This window comes from Pseudovibrio japonicus, assembly GCF_014651595.1.
Classification (GTDB): domain Bacteria; phylum Pseudomonadota; class Alphaproteobacteria; order Rhizobiales; family Stappiaceae; genus Pseudovibrio; species Pseudovibrio japonicus.
Genome location: NZ_BMXE01000004.1, coordinates 33899 through 52062, shown reverse-complemented (window position 1 = coordinate 52062; position 18164 = coordinate 33899). Strand labels below are relative to the sequence as shown.

The window sequence follows — 18164 nt, the reverse complement described above, 5'->3', positions numbered from 1 at the left end:
GCGAAGCGCTCCCATCTGGGGGTGCTTTTTTTTATGCCTGAAAGGATGCATCAATGTCTGTACTCCTCCAGATTAACGCCTACGCCCTAAACGAGCTCCCACAGAACGTTCAAAGTCGCGTGCTTGAGCGTTATCGCGCTCTGCCTGTGCAGGATGACTGGTATCAATCCGTCTATGACTGGGCAGACCAAGCCGCTCAGCTCTTGGGTATCTCCATTAATCGCAAGCGCATAAGCAAACACTTTTACGACACAGCACCTGCAATCTACTTCAGTGGGTTTGCCTCGCAAGGAGATGGCGCATGCTTTGAGGGGCACTTCTCAAGCCCCGGAAACAGTGCACAGATTGTCGAGAGGATCGCACAGTTTAGCCCGACCGATATTGATCTGCTGAGTATCGCCAAGCGGGTTCAACATCTACTCGTGCACACCGATTGCCAGTTGACCGCGAAGCTAACCCACAGTGGGGCTTACGGTTGCCATCCGGGCACAATCCAGATCGACGCTGAGTTGGTTCATGAGATCGACGAAACCATTCAAGCCATTACCCCACCCAATGGAATTGGATCAGAGCTCTCGGACGTTCTGCGCCATTTCATGCATTGGATCCACCGCCAACTTGAGCAAGAGCATGCGCACCTAACCAGTGATGCGCAGGTCTTTGAAGCGCTCAACACCAGCGGCTTTCTCTTCACTGAATTTGGCGAACCAGCTGCCTGATCCCCACCCTTTTCAGTTCATTTGACTCTAGGAGTATTTGCATGCCTGAGATTCTTCCTCTTGGTTCTCGTATTCGCCTTTACAATGGCGAAGGCACCATCACCGGCTACGACGAAAGAGCAGCAGAAGTTTACGCACTCACTGCGACTGGAATGCAGAAAGTTCCGAAAGGTGCCCTGCAATACGTGGTTTGCTGGGATACTGCCAGTATCTCAACACTGGATCCAGATCACTTAGCACTCAAATATTGGGGTGAGATTGTTGAAGAGCCGGTAGAAGAAATCGTTGCCCGGACAGAAAAGGCAATGGACGAGGACCGACGCCAACGCGAAGCAGCAAAAGAAGCTGCTGAAAAGCGTGCACAGGAATTCCTTGCTGTTGCAATTCAGAAGATGCCGAACTGGGCGAAGGCTGTGATCGTCGCAGAGCGCGTTGAAGACGACTGCGACTTCATGACGGATTATCACAATTCAACCACCGAAGAGACCGTGATCCTTGCGTTCTCTTCCCACACTCGCAATTTGTTCTCAGAGATGCGGAAAGCAGCAGCGACGTTTGAGCTCACTAAGAACCTGAGCGAAGCGCCAAAGTCAGCAGAACACCGTGAGAACTACAGCATGGGGGGTGGGTACTATCTGAAAGACGGCTACCGGCATTCATCCGGTTGGAAAGTTCGCAAGTACGAGATTGGCAACGGAGCGCACTCCATCCCTGTTGGGCAATGGGGTCCGTCCTTTGATGAGAAGCAGGCTACTCCTGCTCATTCAGAGGCTTCAGCGAACTTTACCATCGAGCAGCATACCCACACCAAGAAGGGCTTCGACATGTGGATCTGCATTATGCCTGAGCGCATCGAACGCTCCGAGTATGACGCACTCTTGCAAAAAGCCAAAGAGCTTGGTGGTTGGTACACACGTAAGTGGGGCAAAACACCAGCGGGATTTGCCTTCAAAGCGCTGCAAGCAGCGGAGGACTTCGCAAGAGGCGAAGCGCCTACCAATAGTCAGAGTCATCAGCCAACGGTAGATCCTCGTATCGCGCGGTTCCGCAATCTGGCGGACAAAATGCAGGCTGACATCGATCATAAACTTGCCGAGCGTACCACGAACACGCCTCGCCAAAGACGCATGGCTGCCGAAGCACGGAATGACGGCTATCACCTGAAGCGCACACAAGAAGCCATGCGTAAGATTGCAGACTTAGCTGAGCAAAACACCCTTCCAACAGAACTGCAAACGATCCGTTCTAAAAAGGCAGTGAGCGAGTTAGTCAAGACAAAGATCAAGCACGATGGCCGCTACTATTCAGCTGGGATCGATACGGGAGAGCCTCGCGAGGATACCGCCCAGACCCGTGCAATCTTCAGCTTGCTTTCAGGTCATGATGAGAAGGCCGAAGAGCAGCGACGGGAGATGGAGGGTTTGAAGGACATGAACATTCCAGGCTACTTCCCTACCCCTGAAACAGTCGTGACTACAATGCTCGACTACGCTGGGATCGAAGACGGAATGCGTGTGCTTGAACCCAGTGCGGGCCATGGCGCAATTCTCGATGTACTCATGGGTCTGGAAGAAGATCTGACCATTGAGAGCTGCGAGCTTAATCACCGGTTGTCTGCTATCCTCGAACGCAAAGGATACGATGTGGTTGCGGATGACTTCACGCAGTTTAATCCGGGTCCAGTCTACGATCGTATCTTCATGAACCCACCATTCGAGAAACGTCAGGATATTAAGCATCTCCAGCATGCTTATGGACTGTTGAGGGCATATGGGCGTGTCGCCTGTATCATGTCGTCTGGAAGTGTTCGGCAGCCTGTCTTAACTCAATGGGTTGATGCTTTAGGGGGCGAAGTGATCGACCTGCCTGACAACTCCTTCAAGGAAAGCGGAACGGGCGTCTCAACGTGCTTGGTGATCCTTGATCGCGCTCCCTCTTTCAATTGAGGATCTCACTATGACCACTATTGAAAACAAGGTATGGCGGTACAGCACCGCCAACTATCCCCACATCTATCAGTTAGAGGAAAATGGAAAGCGCGCTAATGGTGGGTATATCATTTGCCGCCTCCATGGGACCGAGAAAGTTGGCAACGGTCATCTCATTGCCGCTGCCCCCGAGATGCTACGCATGCTCAAACAAGTAGAGCAATCGTGTGATATCATTGAGCGGAGCCATCCTGAAATGACTTGGCTACGCAAGGTCCGGTCGGTGATACAGCAAGCTGATCGGACTACAATTGCCGAGTTCAAAGGCTCAGTTTAATTGGAAGTAAGACACTGGCCGCGCATAGACGGCCAGACTTTCTTGCAGACTAAATTAATTGAGCGCGTGCAGCTTTGTAATCGTTATCGCAATCAGCCAAGAACGCGACCAGCAATTCACCACGTGTGGTGATCGAAAGGTCATCACCAGCAACGTCGATCAGGTTCAGTTGTTCAAGGAGCCTTAGAGCTCTGTCACCATACGCGTCAAATCCCGCACCTCGCTTATCTCCGTTGGCAATAGCTGTGTTTACAAGGGCGAGAGCGGTGCTCTGATCATGCGACGAGCGCATCTCTTCCAGTAGATAAGGAGCTTCGTTGCTGATAATCCCAACAACCTGCACGCGATTTGGGTTGCCTCGATCCTCACAGACACCATCAAGAACGCATAGAAACCTTAAGTCTCGTTTGTTGATAGCAGTTCCCACATCTTCGATTCTCTTGAGTAGATCCATTGCTCTCTCAAAATTTTCAACTGCTGTTTCCTTGAAGTTGGCGCGTGTGACTAACTTTTCTGGAGACATCCCCGCATACACTTGCCTCATAACATCCTCTAACTTTGATAGATTTTCTTAAACGATGCTTCTAGATAACGGCTTGGGTGTATCTTTTCTAGATACACTTACTGGCATCCCCCCCCACTTCCCCAGTAATCCGCACCCAACAAGGAGTGCACCATGCAATTCTCAGATAGCCCGATAGCCGGGTCGATCAATGACCTCGTGCGTCTTCATTTCGATGTTCAGGATCAGAAGTGTTCTGACAACGGAGTCGCAAGTTGCACCATTTACGGCCTCCTGCCCTTCGTTCATGTCCTAAACTTTGGCGATGTGATGTCAATTGAAACTGCTTTGCACGAGGGACCTTGGCCCATTCATTACTCTAGGTCTCCGGGCGGCCTGAAGGAGCAAATTCTCACAATCTTGGATGCGCAGGCAATGGAGCTGTCACAACTCTTTCGGATAGAGATGGCGGCAGCTCTGCCCGTTGAAACACTCCGAGAAATCGACAGCCGCAACAACACACCAGAATACGATAGGTGTTGTGCCTCTCACGATTATCTGGATGCCAACATGATCATGGACGCCGCTATGCAAAAACGTGGTGAGCGCTTCCAAACCAACCACGACAATTACGAACTAACTGCCCTTTGGAACCGCGCCTGGTCAGTTACCAGAGAACAAGGATTTGCCCAATGAACCTTCCTGATGAATTTGATATCCGCCCCGTCATCGAAATGAAAGCTTCCTGCCAATCCTATGCCTTGGAAGAAGACTACAAGGCAGCGCTCAAGGAGTTGCTTGAAGACCCTCAGTCCCCCTCATTCAGCACTTTTTGGACGGTGTATCTGGTGGATGACCTTGGACACAGCAGCGCCATTGCTGACCGTACCTCCAAGGAGACTGCATTGGAGCTCGTCAACTCTCTTGCCAATCTCAGGACTGAACCAAGTCGCACACTAGCGGTCAATGCTGCATGCGTTTGGGAGGCGATCAACTCCGGCGACTGCGAGAACAACGCTCTTTGGGACAGTTGGCGCGAAGATCTTGGAACATGCGAGTTACGAGACGTGGTATACGACCTCGCGATCTGGGTTCAACAGGTCTACAACGAATGTATCAGGCAAGATGCAGAAACCACGCTAGATCATCCTTTCGACTGGGGGTTCGTCCCTGTAGCGCTCGGTTTTATCCAACGCAGAAGTGACAGCAAATACCCCGGTCCGGAACACTACCCAAAGCCGGATGAGATAGCCTCTCAAGTAATCGCTAAGCTCCTGTAACCGCCACGAGGCGGTTTTTTTACATCACGACTTCATTTCAACATCATTTCCAAAAGGACCAACCCATGTCTGCATTGCCACAAGCAACCATTTCTGCAACTGACTTCTCCGCTGCTATCAAGAACTGCTTCAACATAGCACCGCGTCGCTCCTCAATCGCAGTGCTAACCGGTGTTGCAATTTGCGGCAACGACAACGGCGAACTCACATTCACCAGCACCGATCTGGATCAGGTAAGCACATCCATTATCAAACCAACTGGTGACAACGTGGTTGCCAACTTCAGCGCCCTTGTGAGCGTTGAGAAGATTAAAAAGGTTCTCGACAAAGCCAAAACTGGCGCACAGGTTGAGATCTCATCGGGCAATGATAATCTTCACCTCTCATGTGGCCGCCTGAGCCTCACCTTCCCTATGTTGGCGGATGTCTCTGAGTTTCCAGATAGCTACCTCACTGACGATAAAGATGTTAAGCGCTTCGAGCTGAGCAGCGCTGAGCTGAAAGACATACTCTCCAAAACGCTCATGTCAGTCGGCAGCGAACCAACGCGCTACTACCTGCAGGGCGTTTACATGCACACCACCGAAACCAAAAAGTTGGTCTTTGTCTCAACCGACGGCCATCGCCTCACAAAATACCCGACCGACCACGAGATTGCAGATCTTCCGGGCGTCATCATCCCAACCTCTGCTGTTAAAGAGATGGTTCGGCGCCTCAAAGACAAGAACTGCCCGGACACAGTGACACTGGAAGTCAGTGAGCGACAGATCAATTTCGTACTGGGTCAGGACAAACTCAGAGCCAAAGTGGTTGATGGTACCTTCCCGGATTACGAGCGTGTGGTTCCAAGCTTCTCAATGGGTAGCCATCAGGCAATCGAGCTGGACGCAAAAAACACGATCGACGCTATTGCCAGCGTGACCTGCGTCGCCGACAAGAAAGGTCGGGCTATCAAGCTCTATCAAGAAGATGGTGCCTATTGGGTTTCATGCCAGGGTGAAGGAGGCACAGCAAAACACAAGCTGGAGGCGACGGGGGACGAACTGGAGTTCGCCATCGGGTTCAACAACTCCTATCTCACTGACATTCTGAAAGACGCTGGCCCGGAAGCGACGATCTACCTTTCTGGCTCTGGCGATCCAGCAGTGATACAGACTGCTGACACCTACGGCCTGACCTACATGTTGATGCCGATGAGACCCTGATAGTCTAGCAAGGGGGCTCCTTACAGGAGCTCTCTTTCAGAAGTCAAACTCGATATCTTTCAATTCAGGGCGTTGGCCGATGTCCTTGACGCTTGCTTCGATATCAAACTGGCAGCGTGGGTTTTCTTTGACGCAATTGTCTAGCAACAAACGAACGAGCGGCATTTGGTCATTTGTCAACTTGGCCCAGAGGGTCGTTAGGAACTGGCCGTTGTAAAACACCCGACATCTCATGCCGGATACGCCACTTGCAATCCAAGTACAACCGGTGACCTGAACCCGTTGACCGATCAGAGAACGTTCACCAAACACCAGATCCTGTGCCGTTACCGTAGGGGCCGCTTGAGCCAACTGCAGCGTACCTAAAAGCAAAGAGCAAACAACAAGGAAAACACGCATCAATCCATCTCCCACCAACTGGAGATAGTCAACATCGTCTGCCCCTCACCTGTCAACATCACCAAATGAGGAAATTTATGGTTGCAATCACGACGCCTAAAAGCTTTAAAGTCGCCACAGGTAAAGGTGGTGACATGGAAAAAGAAAAGACTGACTTTGAGATCTGGATGCAAGCCAACGGCTTTCACGGGAAACAGGTTTCAGTAGCCGGAGAATCTATCGGTTTTGCCAGCGCAACATCCAAGCGCGCAAAAGCCGGAACTAAAACCTTGTCCAAGACCGACCGTCTTGCAATGGCAGCTGTCAGAGCAGGTCTACCTGAGTGGACCCCAGAGACCGATGAAGAGATACACGCACTTGGTGTGCTGCGTCAGACGCTTGCATCCTCCTCCCAGTCTTCCGAGGACTGAAGCCACTTCTCAACAAACTCTCCCCATGGCAGCAGCTGGTAATGGACGGCGGCATAGTCCAACGCTTTCTGAACGGCTGTAATGGTCGCCTTCTTGCCCTTACCACCCTGCTGCTCCCAAACCCATTCATCACACCACACGACGCGCTCAAGCAGCTGATAGGCATCCTTGGGCATCCACTCGGTTAGCCCGTTGATGGATACCATTGCATCCAGCTTGGTGTTTGCAAGAGAACGCGGGCCATGGGTTCCGGTTGGCTCGCTCATCCAGTCCGGTGAATGCAGGCCGGAGATTTCGGCCTTACTCATCTCTTGGCGAAAGTAAAACCCAGCATCTGCTCTGTCGTTGGCGATGTTCTTGTTCATATCCGGATCGTGTAGCTTGTCATTAAAGACCAGCCATTCAAGTGGAGCTGAGCGCGCATCCTGAACCAAGATGTTGTTCCTGCTTATGCGCAGATCGCGCTTTTGACCGTTCCGGCCGGCATCCCTGTTTGTTTGATTACGCGCAGCTGGCTTGGTGTGCCAGTTCTCAAAGCCAAACTCCCGCGCCATTGCAGCGTAGGACCGGTAACGCTCCGCCTCCTCTTCGTCTGACCGGCGATAGTAGCCAGCAAGCGGAACCACAACAGGGGCGCCAGCAACACGCTTCAGAGGTTTGGCAGCACGGAGGGCCTTGAGGATGGCGTTCATGTGAGGCTCCTTAGTTTGATTACTTGCGTGCTGGGTCGTCCAGCTCAGTTAAGTCATCGCCATTGCGTTCGCTAGGTGGTTGATCGTGAGGGCCGTTGGCAAACACCACTAAGTCATTTTCGCCGATGTCACGCCGCGCCCTACGATCCCAAACCCGATGAATGAAAACAGGCCCACCGAATACGCGCAGGGCGCTTATGTAACGGTCATCTCTAAACCCGACATAATGCACGCAACGCATGATCTAGTTCCTTAGTTTGGCTCGTCGCTCCAAGCGACATCGGCGTACGCTGACCACTTATCTATCAACTCTTGCCACATTGGTTCTAACCCAGTTGCGGGAAAAGCGCCGCGAGGGCTGGTGCCATAGTCGCATAGACGATCAGCTAGAATATGGAGCATCAACTCAGCTGCCAATGCATTCTCGCCTTCGAGCAGATCGGAAATCTTTCTGTTGCGAATGGCTTTCAGGGAACTGATGACAAGGGACTCAATTTCTGCGTTATAGGGGCTGGCAACACCGGTTAGAATGTCTTCCCACGGATCGAATGTCCCCTCCGTCCCGCATTCATCCAGTGTTTCAGGGAGCGGCTTATCTAACGCGGTGCGCAGCCACTTTGCGTTTTCGGTCTTGGGTTTGTCTACGTATTCCATGCGTCACGGTCCTTGTTTAGACTGATCAATCAGGCACACTGTTCCTTCCAGGCCGCCAAGTTTGGTTCTGCAAAACGGCAGAACAAGTAGAGCGGATGGACATGGTAGTCCCATCGTTTCTTTCTGCGTCGCCACACGCGATAGCAAACGTGATCATCAATAAAGCCGCGAATATGGACCCTGTCCCCCATCCAGTAGAAGGTGGCGTCCACTTTAACTTTAGCGTTGTCTACGGGCATGGCGTTTCCTTAGCTCGCTGCGGGTGTGAAGCTGTTCTGGAGAGCGGTGCGAAATTGCTTGGGGTCACGATGAAACGAAATCTCGATATGACGTAACCGTGAGTGACTCCAACCTGCACAGTACCGACGTTTCCACTCTCTGAAATAGTCCTCCGGCGAATACTCAATGGAGCTTCTCGCTAAGCGCTCAATGAGCTGAACCAGGCGCTCAGCTCGTTCCTCAGTCCGCCCAGTCAGAGTCATCACGTCAGTAATGAACTTCTCTTTCATCTTCAGCCACTCGATACCGAAGGCATAGTTACTATTGAGTATGATCAAAGTGACGTCCTCCTTGTCGCTTGGTCGTTGACTGGCACTATTGCTGGATCAATTCCAAGCGCCAACGCCAGAGCCTCCCAGAACTCTCCTGAGCGTCGAGCACGGGCTTGCCGTTCAAAACTGGCGAGCAGCTGATTAGCCTCGGCAATCGTATGGTCATTTAAAGCTCTACCAATGAGCCCATTTAGTTCGCGAAACGGTGGATATGATAGGACGGTGTCAAATATTGTTTTCTGCACCTGAACAAAAAGCTCAACAGACATCTTATGAGTGAGGTGATCTGGCACCTCCACTAGGACACTCACTTTGCCTTGAAGTTTTTCATCTTCAGAAGCTGTAATGCGTAAAGGAGTATTTCGAAAGAACGCGCAGATATCAGCGAATGCCTCCGTGCCTGCTCTTTCTTCAGCCCTGCCATCACCCAGAATCCGTTTTAGTTTGTCGGGACAGGGTCTGTCTGAGACGTGCATAAGATAAGGGCTTCCAGCCATTTCATACTTCAATGCATTACTCCTCAATTAACCTCTTTGTCCACGTAATCACAGAAGCATTCTTCGGCACTCTGCTGCGCCTCAAGCTGGGTATCGGCGTACCCCTTACCAATGTTGATTGTGGTGTTCGCTACCCAATGCCAGCGCGTCTCGCCTTCCGGCCCATAATCTTTATGAATGCGCAGGAACGACTTTGGCGGGTGCGGTATGTTGGCTATGTAGTCATCGGGCTTGTCCGCCCAAGTTTGCGCCCAACTATACTTCAGCGCGTGCTCTGATTGCTCGTTCATCTGCTCTTCCTCTGATCTTTGCAAAGCGGCTCAATCGTCCACTCAAAATCCTTCAAACGCCCACCACACCGAAGCTCTCCGGCGTCCTCATCAAGGTGGATCTGCTTTAGTTCTTCGAGCTGTTCCTGTCGCGCAGCATCACCCATGCCCGCACGGTCTTTCCATGGAGAACGGGCTATGATCCCGGCAACCTGTTTCTTGGACTGCAGGCCAGCCGCAAGAGCTGTGGTGGCCTCTGTGTGCCCCTTCAACCACATGGCGTAAACGATAAAGAGCGTTGCATCTGAGTGTTTGCTTTTTCGTGGCATCTCTCAGATCTCCCTCAATCGCGCTGCGGCACCGTCAAAGATAAAATCCCTCATGATGCCACCAGCTCCACGCCGCCGCTTCAGGCCGTATAGCTCGATCTTGCCCTTGTGCTGTCTTTTCTCTTCAAGCCACTGTTTGAAGTCTGGGTGCGCTTGAGGATCAACACCAGCCGGTAGATGGGGCTTGTTCTTATCAAGCCAGACCTCAGGCCGCGCAGCCCCCAAAATCCAGTCAGCATCTTGTTCGATTGAGGGGCCACCCACCATATCATCAACGCGTGGGGCCCACCGGTCCCGTCGCTGGCCAAGCCGTGTCCGCTGCACCAATGCGATAATTGCAATGTTCAGCACATTTGCAACGTCTTTCAGTGTCCCTGTAATGTATTCAGTTCGGTCAAACTCGTTGCGGAAGGACTTTTTGGTTTTCATCTTCCTGAGGTGGTCGATTACGCACACCCTAATGTCCTTGGTTTTCTTCAGGTAGATGAGACGCTCAACGATTTCTTCAAGCGTCCAGTTCCGTCTCTTTGCCCAGTTTGCCTCGCGGCCATCCCCGTTGCTCTCAATGTAAAGCCGCGAACTTTGCAAGGACTTGACCGCCTCCTCCAGTTTCTGCGCGGCAAACAAGTCAAAGCAACCTCCTTCAATGTCATCGTAGGAGGTGTCCGTGTCGCCTGATAACTCACGATAAGCAATTGCTTTTCGTTTCATCTCCAACTGGAAGAAGACAGCCGGACCATAAACATCACTAATATGGCGTAGCAGTTGCACTGCTATCACTGTCTTTCCATCGCCCTGTGCAGCCATGATTGCACCAAAGTCACCGGGTGCAATTCTTCCAACCACTTCGGTAGCAGACGGCAAAAACCAATCCATCCCCGTGCTTTGTCCTGTCTCTTGTGCTTTTAACGCATCTGCATAAGCTTCTCTTGCCGCATCACCCAGTGTTACCAATGGGCGCGCCTGAGACTGCATGCCGATTTCCTGAAACCGCTCCACAATCTCACCGATGAGAATGTCAGGCAGCTTGTCTTCGTTGCGTTGTGCCTTGAGTGCCCATTGCAGCGTGTTTGCAATTTGTCGCTTGGACCAGCACTCAATGATGACATCCAGAAAGTCCAGTGGGTTCAATCCATCCTCTTTTGAGGCATCCCGGAGCAGCCCAGTGAGCAGGTTTCTTACACTCTTTCCATCATCATACTCCTCACCTATGCGGGTCATGATTTTGGAGATCGATGGGGAGCGCCCCGAATGCCCGATATCTACAATGGCACTGTATATCTGGCCGTGAATGTCGCGAAAGAAGTGGTAGGGCTTGAGGACATCTGCGATTTCAAAAAGTTGAGAGCCTTCCTTCAACAAGGAGCCAATTACAACACGCTCTGCAACTAAATTATGTGGTGGTGTTTGCTCATTGGAGTTCACGGTAAGTTTCCCAAAGATCGAGGTTATCACATTTGTGTAGGCAAGCTTCGTTGACCACGGTGCGGATGCCTACAGCTCTTTGGTTGGCCGCACATTGCTTCGCTGCAAGCTCTCCCGGTGGCTCTCCAACATCCTCGCGTTGCAACGTCGCGTCATCACTGTCGGGGAAAATATCGATGCGTTCAACGAAGCCAGGAGCCTCAAATCTCACCAAACCACTGGTGCTCATAGCTGCCCACATAGGGTATTGGAAGTCATGGAGCGCCCAGTTGCCAAGAGCTGTCTCACCGCCTTCCAGTAGACCGATGCGGGGACCGTCTCCGCCGATCCTGCAAGCCGCGCCGGAGGACGAAGCAAACATAACCTTGGCATCAGGAATATTGTGATTGATCTGCGTGATCTTCACACCGGCAGTACCATCCAGAAAGACGCGTTGAAGAGATACGACATCTCCAAACGGATCACGTAAGAAGAACACCAGAGCAGGAAAGGATGGGCCGCGCTTCACGAGTATGGGGCCATTCGGGCCATCCTCATAAACACGCAAATTGTCCATCTCTAAGTTGGCGTGAAACCCGATGTGTTCGCGTTGGTCAGAGGGCCACTTGGACAGTGCCGGTAGTTTCCTCTGCCCCTTAGCTGAGCCGCACAAATATGCTTCCGCAGCAGTGCCGCCTATCGGCCTGCACTGCTTTGCAATCTCGCCAGCTGTGTAGGCTTTGCGCTGCGCACGCTTCAGGTCTTCTTGTTCCTGTTCCCGACGTCGGCGCTCCCTGGCTTCACTTTCCTTGGCTTGCCGAGCTTCACGCTCTTTGCGTTCCTCGTCAGTTTCCTGTCTTCCGCCAAGCCCAAGCCAGCCTCGTGCCCATCTGAAGGCCTCACGGTATCCTTCATCCGATTTAGGATCATATCCCAAGGCGTAGGCCACCAGTTCAACGGAGCCACCACCAACGCTCTTAGAATGCCGATACCATTGTCCTTGCCGGTTTCCAGCCAAATGCACCTTGAACGACGAACTGATGCGCTTGCCTTTCTGGCTCGGCGTCATCAGGCCATTGTTCTTGTTGGACGGGTCAACCATCCAGCCGCCGTAGAAGTAGTCACAGACCTGAGTGATACGTGCGTTGAGCTTATCGCGAATCTCGTCTGCGTCGTTGTTTCTCGTCACCGTTGCCTCCTCCCCTTATCTTCGTCCACGCGGCGGATTTCGTAGTTCCTCAAGTGGTATTCAGCCGCGTAGAGCATTCGAAGGAATTGAACGACATCCTCCCCTTCAAAGTGCATCTGGAATTCCTTGACCGGCGCACCGTTCCGATCTTTCGCCCTGCGTTGCAACTCACCCAGGAAGACTTGGATCTCATGCAACGGTATCTGAGAGGCGCGCTGAGAGGGCTTGGTCAAACGAGCGCCTCCCAAGGGCTGATGGAGACGAGATCAACTTCATTGGGAAGACGGTCTTCCAGCGACGGTCGCCAAATTCGCGGTTGCTCACTGATGTGCAAGTAGGGAACCCATCTGTTCTCACTGAACCCGGAGACTGTGCTTATGCCCCCAGCAACACACCTCAAACGCATTGGTAAGGGTAATGGCAGTAGGAAAACTGGGAAGATCCCTGGAAATTCAATTATCCGCTCAATGGTTGTCAAAGGGTCTTCCCCGTCTTGCAACACCCAAAAGCGAACACGTTCGTTGGTCTGAAACACCTGAATCACATCATAGATTTCTTCAATGTCACTCATTTCATGCCTCCCCACGCACACACAAGTCAGGACAATTGGAAGCAACCAGAGCTTCTGCCGGATCTGGAGAAACGCTATTTCCGCACTGGGCTACCTGATATTTTTTAGGGAGAGGTCGCCCGTTGTATATTGGTCGAATTTCGTGGTTCTCATAGAACCCTTGAGCACGATAGAGCTCACGCGCAGAAAGCATCCGCATGCAAATATCGGTGATGATATAAGGCTCACCCGCGATGTTCACGGTTACCAACCCAAAGCGGTCCCGCGTCGTGACAGTTCCAATAGGATCATCAAGCGACTGCCCAATGTTTGATCCATAATACTTGATCAGAAACGCTCTCACTTCAGCTGCGTGCATGCCGCCTGCGGTGATGGTAGGGGCTGGTTCAAAGATCGACTGGGAGCGCCGGGAGGTTCCTTTCAGGCTCAGAAGGTGGCTGGTAACGAGCGCCTGATGAGAGCCTGATTTCATGACAGTGGATAGCGGTTCCGACACAGACCGGCCAATCACTCCGGAATTATGCTGTGCCAGGAAGGCGGAGACCAGACAAGCATGGCCGCCGCCACCGGCAGTAACAGTGGCGAGAGGGTCATCAATCGCATGCCCAACTGAGTTCTTGAAGTCCCTTTTGACAAACGGGACGACCAGTAGGCGCTCACCGCCTTTCGTGGTTGTTGTCGTCCTTAGCGGCTCTGTGAGAGGCTCGATACGCCCACCATGGCTCATATTGAAGATAAAGGGTTGCTGAGCATTCAGAACGTACTTCACCGTTCCCAGAGCTATCCGGCGCATGGTGTTGTCCGACAGCGGTCTCTTCACACCAACTTTCCGCCCTTCTTCCTTGCTCAAAAAGATGGAGTGGCAGGGTAACGACCAGTCAATGATCTCTGCTGCTGGCCGCCATGGCTTTAGATTGCTCTTGGCAAATCCTTTGGCCTTTGGATTCCCGTGGGTCGGTGCAGGCCAGACAATCGGCTTGCGGTCGCAGCGGGCTACCAAAAACAAGCGCTCTCTGATGGTTGGTGCGCCATAGTCACAGGCTTTGAGCAAGCGATGTTCCACCTTGTAGCCAAGCTTGCGCAGCGCATCGCACCACTTGTTGAAGGTTTCACCTTCACGGCTCTTGATTGGCTTTCCGTTGGGGCCCAACGGTCCCCACTTGGCGAATTCAGCTACGTTCTCAAGAATGATCACACGCGGCTTTTTGCGCTTGCCCAGCTTCTGGCAGAAGTTGACCACCGACCAGGCCAGCATACGCACCTTCTCGGAGACGATCCTTCCACCACCAGCTTTGGAGAAGTGACGGCAGTCCGGGGACGCCCAGAGCAGTCCGACTGGGAGACCGCTGGTATGGGCCTTCAAGTCCACGTCAAAGACATCTTCTCTCAGGTGGATCGTATCCGGGTGGTTGGCTGCGTGGGTTGTGAGAGCTTTGTCGCAATGGTTGATCGCAATGTCGGGAGAGCGGCCCAATGCGCGCTCAATCCCTGTGGAGGCGCCCCCTCCTCCGGCGAATGCGTCAATGATCAGCTCGGAATGCGGGAATAAAGGAACAGCATTAATGTCTTTGAGAAACAGATCTTGGATCATCGCTTCCCCCAATTGAGTATGTCGAAATGAAGAGCATCGTTCGCGAAATCCCAGCCAATCGAATAAATGGGCTGGCGGAACTGTTCGATGTAGGAAATCACTTGGCGGGAGGCCGTGGACAAAAGGTCTCGGTATCCCAAGTCCATCAACAGACTATTTTCTATGCTCGTGTAGGAAATCGTCACATTCAGATGACCGCGACGAAAACTTTCCGCCGAGTTGTTCGTCTCGTCGCAAACGATGGAATACATTCGCTCATACCAACCAACTCTTGCCTCACCCAAGTTGACCCTCTTCGGATGACCGAGGAACGCGGCGGCGGCGTTTTGCATGGCAGCCATCGCCGCAAAGGAGCGCGACCAACCCACGTGCTTTAAGAAATTTTGTTCCAGAGCCTCAATCAGGTCATCACGTAGCCAACGCCGGTCAATGAGATAGGGCGATTTAGACCAACCTCCGATGGGGCGTGCTTTGATCAAGCCCTGATCGTCGTTTACAAACAGTGCATTTGCCTCACCTGCTGGTTTGGATAGCTGGGAGTAATCTTCATTCATGAAGCCCCGCTTTCTTTTGACCAAACAAATCAATAGGTGAATTCAGGAGATAGAGGTGATAGGCGATTAACAGGCCTTCAGCAGCGTCGCCGCTCTTTTGCGGGTGCCCAAGATGGCTGCAAATCTCTTTGGCTTTCCTCTTGTACCAGGAAGTCGCAGACGAGCCCGATCCCTTCGGTGCACGGCCAACGCCCGTGCTGGAGCGCCATGTTTGGGACGGGACGTAAAGGGGTGGAATGCTCCGTCTGGAAGCAATACGAGCAGCGCCAATCGCAAGGCCATGCAGGAAGTGAGTGACATCGAAAGAGGTCCCCCCAACCTTTGCTTTCTTCATCTTCTGAAACTGCATGCGGTCGTCAGCAAGGGAGCCCTGCGTTTTATCTGCAACGAGAACTTCGCGGGTGGAGTTACCAGGCAATGGCTGCTCGATCCCCACCATGTCCGGGCGTAACTTGACAATCAGAGCATCCATCTCTTGCGCATACCAATCCGCAACCCGGCCCGCATACGAGGCGTCGATCTTGCCGCGCTGGAGCCCAAACGGCGGCTTGATGGGGCACTTCAACGTGCCCGCATCAACTTCATCGGGTGAGTACAGTCCCCACCCCGTACATGATTTGGAAACGTCCAACCCGAGGAAGCGCATCAGTCCTCCTCGTTCTCGTCAACGAGTGTTGAGTCAATTAGGTCTGAACCATCGTCGTCCTGCTCACCCTTGATGACCTCGGAGCCTTCTTCTTTCTTCGGTTCCATGGCCAGAACAGCGCGGCGCTCTTCGTGACCTTTGTTCCAGCCTTCCATCCATTTCTGGCCGGTTGGCGAACCAAGGTCATAAGGATTCTCTCTATCATTTTCACCAAGGCGGCCTGCAGAAAGCCCCTTCACATAAGCCCGCTCATCAACCGGTGCCAGCGACGTATCGGTAAAACTGAACAACTCGAGTTGTTCCTTGGTGAGCTCCAAACCACAGATACGAAGGTAGCGAACGGTTTGAGTGACTTCCTCAACCCAATCCTTCGTTTTATCGTCACCCTTCTTCAAAAGCGAAATCGCTTTCTTGGCGGCCTGCAGGTTCAGCCCAGCAGCTTCGGCTTTTGAATACTCTGCGCGCATCTCACCTTGCGAGCTGGCTGCAGCCTCTGAGACTTTGCGCAGCTTTGAGATTGTCGTTGCAACGACAGCATCTTGAGGGGGTTCATTTACAAGGGCATTGTCAGACATGCTTGTCCTCTTCGTTTGGTAGGGCACATTCTCAAATCGGGTATGCGTAAGTCAGGCAGCAGTTCAGGCGGTGAACTTGTGAATTTCGTTGCCCCAGGCAGTCCAGCCGGGACGCTCCTGTCTGGAGAACAGATCAAGCCGATTGAGGGCTTCTGGGCACAGTTGCTCGGCAGCTATGTAGGCTTCATCAGGCTTTCTGGAGTGATCGCGGCGTAAACCTTCAATGACGGATCGAACGGTTTTGGCAAACTTTGGCTTTCCGATCTTTCCAATTAGAAAGGGCTCTCCAGCAGAGCGCAGGCAGTACCCAGTTCCAAACCCCAAGGAGCGTTCCTCGGTTCGTTTGTTGTAGGTGTACTTGACCCAATGGCCGGCAGTTACAAATTTAAAGCCCCATGCGTTCAGCAATTCAAAGGCCTGCGGGAGCATCGGGTTTGTAGCCCAAAGCCAGAGTGTGCAGTTCTTTTGCGCAAAGTTGCTGAGCGGGAGCGTCATGATGTCGGCGGTCACCATGCAGTCATACTTCGCAGAAGCATTCTTGAGTTCACCCTTCTTGGACCAATTCTCATACTTCCAAGGCGGGTCAGCCATGATGAAGTCATAGGAAAGCGGAACCAGTCCGCTTAGGTCCCAGGTCAATGCGTCCCCCGGTCGAGTGTTTCTGTGATGCGGCTTTCTGGGTTGAACGCGTAGAAAACCTCCTCAAGCGAGTACTCCGACATTGCAGCGATGAGCGGGTAGTACTGATTGGGGGCGTTGTTTTTCTTGTTATTGCTGGAGCGCCAATTGGATACCGTTGAGCTACTCACTTCAACGCCAAAGCGCGTTTTGATTTCTTTAATAAGCTTACGGGGAGGCCCCACCCTCTCCCATACTCTCTCACTTGTCGGTGACTTAGAAGGAGTGTCATCCATGGCAAATACCTCTATCAATCAGGATTCATGCTCAACAAGGCGCCAAGATAAATTGGCGTTTGGTCAAACTTATTTGGATATTGCGCCAAAAACAAGCGCAAAAAGCCATGAATTTGGCGTCGAAAGCCAAAATAGTCAAAAAGATTTGATGTATACTGGCGATATGACTAGAGGTGAACGAATTGTCAAAAAGCGCGAAGAGCGTTCTTGGAATCGGCGAAAGCTCGCGGACTTGTCTGGCGTTGGCTATGACCGTCTGAACAAGCTTGAGCACGATAAGACAAAGGAACCCCGTGGGCAAACTCTCGCATTGATTGCGAAAACCCTCGGTGTTTCAGTGGAATACCTTGAGACTGGCGAAGAAACGCCACCAACAATGGATGCAGACGAACTCCATTTTGCCATGCAGGCCAACCCTGAAGGCGTAAATGGACTTCTCGCCAAACAGGCATGGGAAGCTGCAGAAGCAATTGAAGAGCGCGTTTATGGGAAACAAGGTGGGGGTATGGACTTCCTGCTGGAAACCTATGAGCGAATACTCAAGCGAATGATAAACGACAAAGATGAAGCAAAATAAATCAGCCGCCGAATAGGGCGGCTTTTTTTTTGCCTTCCGTAGAGGCTACCGAAGCATCCGGCATGAGTTCTGCCCGCATGCGTTAAGAAATTCTTCACAGTTAAGATCAAAAACCGAATGACACTTTGACTAAAGTGGCATTTGGAATTTCCTTGCGAGGAACGATGAATTCAAAAGTAATTACCGAGGATCAGGATCTTCAAAAGAAAGAGCCTTTGTCTATTGAAAAGCGCTTCAATCAACTTGTGGAATGGGCGCAAGACGAAGGTCTAGAGGTGTTAATTTCTTCGTACATTCTCTTACACTTCGACAAACGAAACCTGAAAACCCTATCAGATTTTGAAAAAGCAATAACTTACGGACACTTGAGA

Annotated in this window: 27 protein-coding genes; 9 read left to right on the top strand and 18 right to left on the bottom strand. The window is 52.0% G+C overall.

All coding sequences use genetic code 11. The features are described from left to right. The first annotated feature begins 53 nt into the window (after positions 1 to 53). From IE076_RS11825 to IE076_RS11815, 3 genes are read left to right on the top strand one after another with little or no spacing between them, the layout of a single operon-like run. Entirely contained in the window at positions 54 to 719 is a 666-nt protein-coding gene (locus IE076_RS11825; protein ID WP_189437013.1) for a DUF8835 domain-containing pootine, read from the top strand. 41 nt (positions 720 to 760) lie between these two features. After that, positions 761 to 2665, top strand: coding sequence for a DNA methyltransferase family protein (locus IE076_RS11820; RefSeq protein ID WP_189437012.1), 1905 nt, complete (start codon positions 761 to 763; stop codon positions 2663 to 2665). Between the two features lie 10 nt (positions 2666 to 2675). Then, the gene (locus IE076_RS11815) at positions 2676 to 2984 is read left to right on the top strand and encodes an XkdD/Y8K6 family phage-associated protein (RefSeq protein WP_189437011.1); all 309 of its coding nucleotides are present in this window, start codon (positions 2676 to 2678) and stop codon (positions 2982 to 2984) included. A gap of 49 nt (positions 2985 to 3033) precedes the next feature. On the opposite strand, the gene IE076_RS11810 is transcribed toward IE076_RS11815, so the two are convergent. Beyond that, on the bottom strand, positions 3034 to 3507 hold the full coding sequence (locus IE076_RS11810; protein ID WP_189437010.1) for a hypothetical protein: 474 nt from the start codon (positions 3505 to 3507) through the stop codon (positions 3034 to 3036). A gap of 153 nt (positions 3508 to 3660) precedes the next feature. Between IE076_RS11810 and IE076_RS11805 the strand changes: the two genes are divergently transcribed. From IE076_RS11805 to dnaN, 3 genes are all read left to right on the top strand, one after another. Continuing rightward, positions 3661 to 4182: a hypothetical protein gene (locus IE076_RS11805; protein WP_189437009.1), complete on the top strand. Its 522-nt coding sequence runs from the start codon at positions 3661 to 3663 to the stop codon at positions 4180 to 4182. Further along, on the top strand, positions 4179 to 4766 hold the full coding sequence (locus tag IE076_RS11800; protein WP_189437008.1) for a hypothetical protein: 588 nt from the start codon (positions 4179 to 4181) through the stop codon (positions 4764 to 4766). The genes IE076_RS11805 and IE076_RS11800 overlap by 4 nt, the downstream gene beginning before the upstream one ends. Before the next feature lie 65 nt (positions 4767 to 4831). Continuing rightward, entirely contained in the window at positions 4832 to 5971 is a 1140-nt protein-coding gene (dnaN, locus tag IE076_RS11795; protein WP_189437007.1) for a DNA polymerase III subunit beta, read from the top strand. A 36-nt stretch (positions 5972 to 6007) separates the two neighbouring features. Here the strand turns inward: dnaN and IE076_RS11790 are convergent, their stop codons facing one another. After that, positions 6008 to 6370 carry a hypothetical protein gene (locus IE076_RS11790; protein ID WP_189437006.1) on the bottom strand — a complete coding sequence of 121 codons (363 nt, stop codon included), beginning with the start codon at positions 6368 to 6370 and terminating at the stop codon, positions 6008 to 6010. Between the two features lie 77 nt (positions 6371 to 6447). Between IE076_RS11790 and IE076_RS11785 the strand changes: the two genes are divergently transcribed. Continuing rightward, entirely contained in the window at positions 6448 to 6780 is a 333-nt protein-coding gene (locus tag IE076_RS11785; RefSeq protein ID WP_189437005.1) for a hypothetical protein, read from the top strand. Here IE076_RS11785 and IE076_RS11780 read toward each other — a convergent pair. Genes IE076_RS11780 through IE076_RS11770 form a run of 3 tightly spaced genes read right to left on the bottom strand, consistent with a single transcriptional unit; the run spans position 6741 to position 8126 of the window. Continuing rightward, positions 6741 to 7472, bottom strand: coding sequence for a hypothetical protein (locus tag IE076_RS11780; RefSeq protein ID WP_189437004.1), 732 nt, complete (start codon positions 7470 to 7472; stop codon positions 6741 to 6743). The genes IE076_RS11785 and IE076_RS11780 overlap by 40 nt on opposite strands. A 19-nt stretch (positions 7473 to 7491) precedes the next feature. Further along, positions 7492 to 7713 carry a hypothetical protein gene (locus IE076_RS11775; protein ID WP_189437003.1) on the bottom strand — a complete coding sequence of 74 codons (222 nt, stop codon included), beginning with the start codon at positions 7711 to 7713 and terminating at the stop codon, positions 7492 to 7494. Positions 7714 to 7724: 11 nt separating this feature from the next. Further along, positions 7725 to 8126, bottom strand: a complete 402-nt coding sequence (locus tag IE076_RS11770) for a hypothetical protein (RefSeq protein ID WP_189437002.1) — start codon at positions 8124 to 8126, stop codon at positions 7725 to 7727. Between the two features lie 101 nt (positions 8127 to 8227). On the opposite strand from IE076_RS11770, the gene IE076_RS11765 reads away from it, so the two are divergent. Continuing rightward, positions 8228 to 8461, top strand: coding sequence for a hypothetical protein (locus tag IE076_RS11765; protein ID WP_194539861.1), 234 nt, complete (start codon positions 8228 to 8230; stop codon positions 8459 to 8461). Between the two features lie 218 nt (positions 8462 to 8679). Here the strand turns inward: IE076_RS11765 and IE076_RS11760 are convergent, their stop codons facing one another. The 13 genes from IE076_RS11760 to IE076_RS11700 form a co-directional block, all read right to left on the bottom strand. Continuing rightward, complete coding sequence (locus tag IE076_RS11760) at positions 8680 to 9186, bottom strand: hypothetical protein (RefSeq protein WP_189437000.1); 507 nt, start codon at positions 9184 to 9186, stop codon at positions 8680 to 8682. Positions 9187 to 9197: 11 nt separating this feature from the next. Next, positions 9198 to 9464: a hypothetical protein gene (locus IE076_RS11755; RefSeq protein WP_189436999.1), complete on the bottom strand. Its 267-nt coding sequence runs from the start codon at positions 9462 to 9464 to the stop codon at positions 9198 to 9200. Continuing rightward, on the bottom strand, positions 9461 to 9772 hold the full coding sequence (locus IE076_RS11750; RefSeq protein ID WP_189436998.1) for a hypothetical protein: 312 nt from the start codon (positions 9770 to 9772) through the stop codon (positions 9461 to 9463). The genes IE076_RS11755 and IE076_RS11750 overlap by 4 nt, the downstream gene beginning before the upstream one ends. 3 nt (positions 9773 to 9775) lie before the next feature. After that, positions 9776 to 11197 carry a DnaB-like helicase C-terminal domain-containing protein gene (locus IE076_RS11745; protein WP_189436997.1) on the bottom strand — a complete coding sequence of 474 codons (1422 nt, stop codon included), beginning with the start codon at positions 11195 to 11197 and terminating at the stop codon, positions 9776 to 9778. Next, positions 11184 to 12365, bottom strand: a complete 1182-nt coding sequence (locus IE076_RS11740) for a DUF7146 domain-containing protein (RefSeq protein ID WP_189436996.1) — start codon at positions 12363 to 12365, stop codon at positions 11184 to 11186. The genes IE076_RS11745 and IE076_RS11740 overlap by 14 nt, the downstream gene beginning before the upstream one ends. Next, positions 12362 to 12598 carry a hypothetical protein gene (locus IE076_RS11735; RefSeq protein WP_189436995.1) on the bottom strand — a complete coding sequence of 79 codons (237 nt, stop codon included), beginning with the start codon at positions 12596 to 12598 and terminating at the stop codon, positions 12362 to 12364. Before IE076_RS11735 ends, IE076_RS11740 begins: the two co-directional genes overlap by 4 nt. Next, on the bottom strand, positions 12595 to 12936 hold the full coding sequence (locus tag IE076_RS11730; RefSeq protein WP_189436994.1) for a hypothetical protein: 342 nt from the start codon (positions 12934 to 12936) through the stop codon (positions 12595 to 12597). The genes IE076_RS11735 and IE076_RS11730 overlap by 4 nt, the downstream gene beginning before the upstream one ends. 1 nt (position 12937) lies before the next feature. After that, positions 12938 to 14527 (bottom strand): DNA cytosine methyltransferase, encoded by a 1590-nt coding sequence (locus IE076_RS11725; protein WP_189436993.1) that lies wholly within the window; start codon positions 14525 to 14527, stop codon positions 12938 to 12940. Continuing rightward, the gene (locus tag IE076_RS11720; protein WP_189436992.1) at positions 14524 to 15081 is read right to left on the bottom strand and encodes a hypothetical protein; all 558 of its coding nucleotides are present in this window, start codon (positions 15079 to 15081) and stop codon (positions 14524 to 14526) included. Before IE076_RS11720 ends, IE076_RS11725 begins: the two co-directional genes overlap by 4 nt. Then, positions 15074 to 15727: a RuvC family protein gene (locus IE076_RS11715; RefSeq protein ID WP_189436991.1), complete on the bottom strand. Its 654-nt coding sequence runs from the start codon at positions 15725 to 15727 to the stop codon at positions 15074 to 15076. The genes IE076_RS11720 and IE076_RS11715 overlap by 8 nt, the downstream gene beginning before the upstream one ends. Continuing rightward, entirely contained in the window at positions 15727 to 16302 is a 576-nt protein-coding gene (locus IE076_RS11710) for a ribosome modulation factor (RefSeq protein WP_189436990.1), read from the bottom strand. Before IE076_RS11710 ends, IE076_RS11715 begins: the two co-directional genes overlap by 1 nt. Positions 16303 to 16365: 63 nt before the next feature. Then, entirely contained in the window at positions 16366 to 16941 is a 576-nt protein-coding gene (locus IE076_RS11705) for an MT-A70 family methyltransferase (RefSeq protein ID WP_244649662.1), read from the bottom strand. Continuing rightward, positions 16938 to 17216 carry a hypothetical protein gene (locus tag IE076_RS11700; protein ID WP_189436989.1) on the bottom strand — a complete coding sequence of 93 codons (279 nt, stop codon included), beginning with the start codon at positions 17214 to 17216 and terminating at the stop codon, positions 16938 to 16940. Before IE076_RS11700 ends, IE076_RS11705 begins: the two co-directional genes overlap by 4 nt. On the opposite strand from IE076_RS11700, the gene IE076_RS11695 reads away from it, so the two are divergent. After that, positions 17215 to 17793 (top strand): helix-turn-helix domain-containing protein, encoded by a 579-nt coding sequence (locus IE076_RS11695; protein WP_189436988.1) that lies wholly within the window; start codon positions 17215 to 17217, stop codon positions 17791 to 17793. The genes IE076_RS11700 and IE076_RS11695 overlap by 2 nt on opposite strands. The last annotated feature ends 371 nt before the right edge of the window (positions 17794 to 18164 follow it).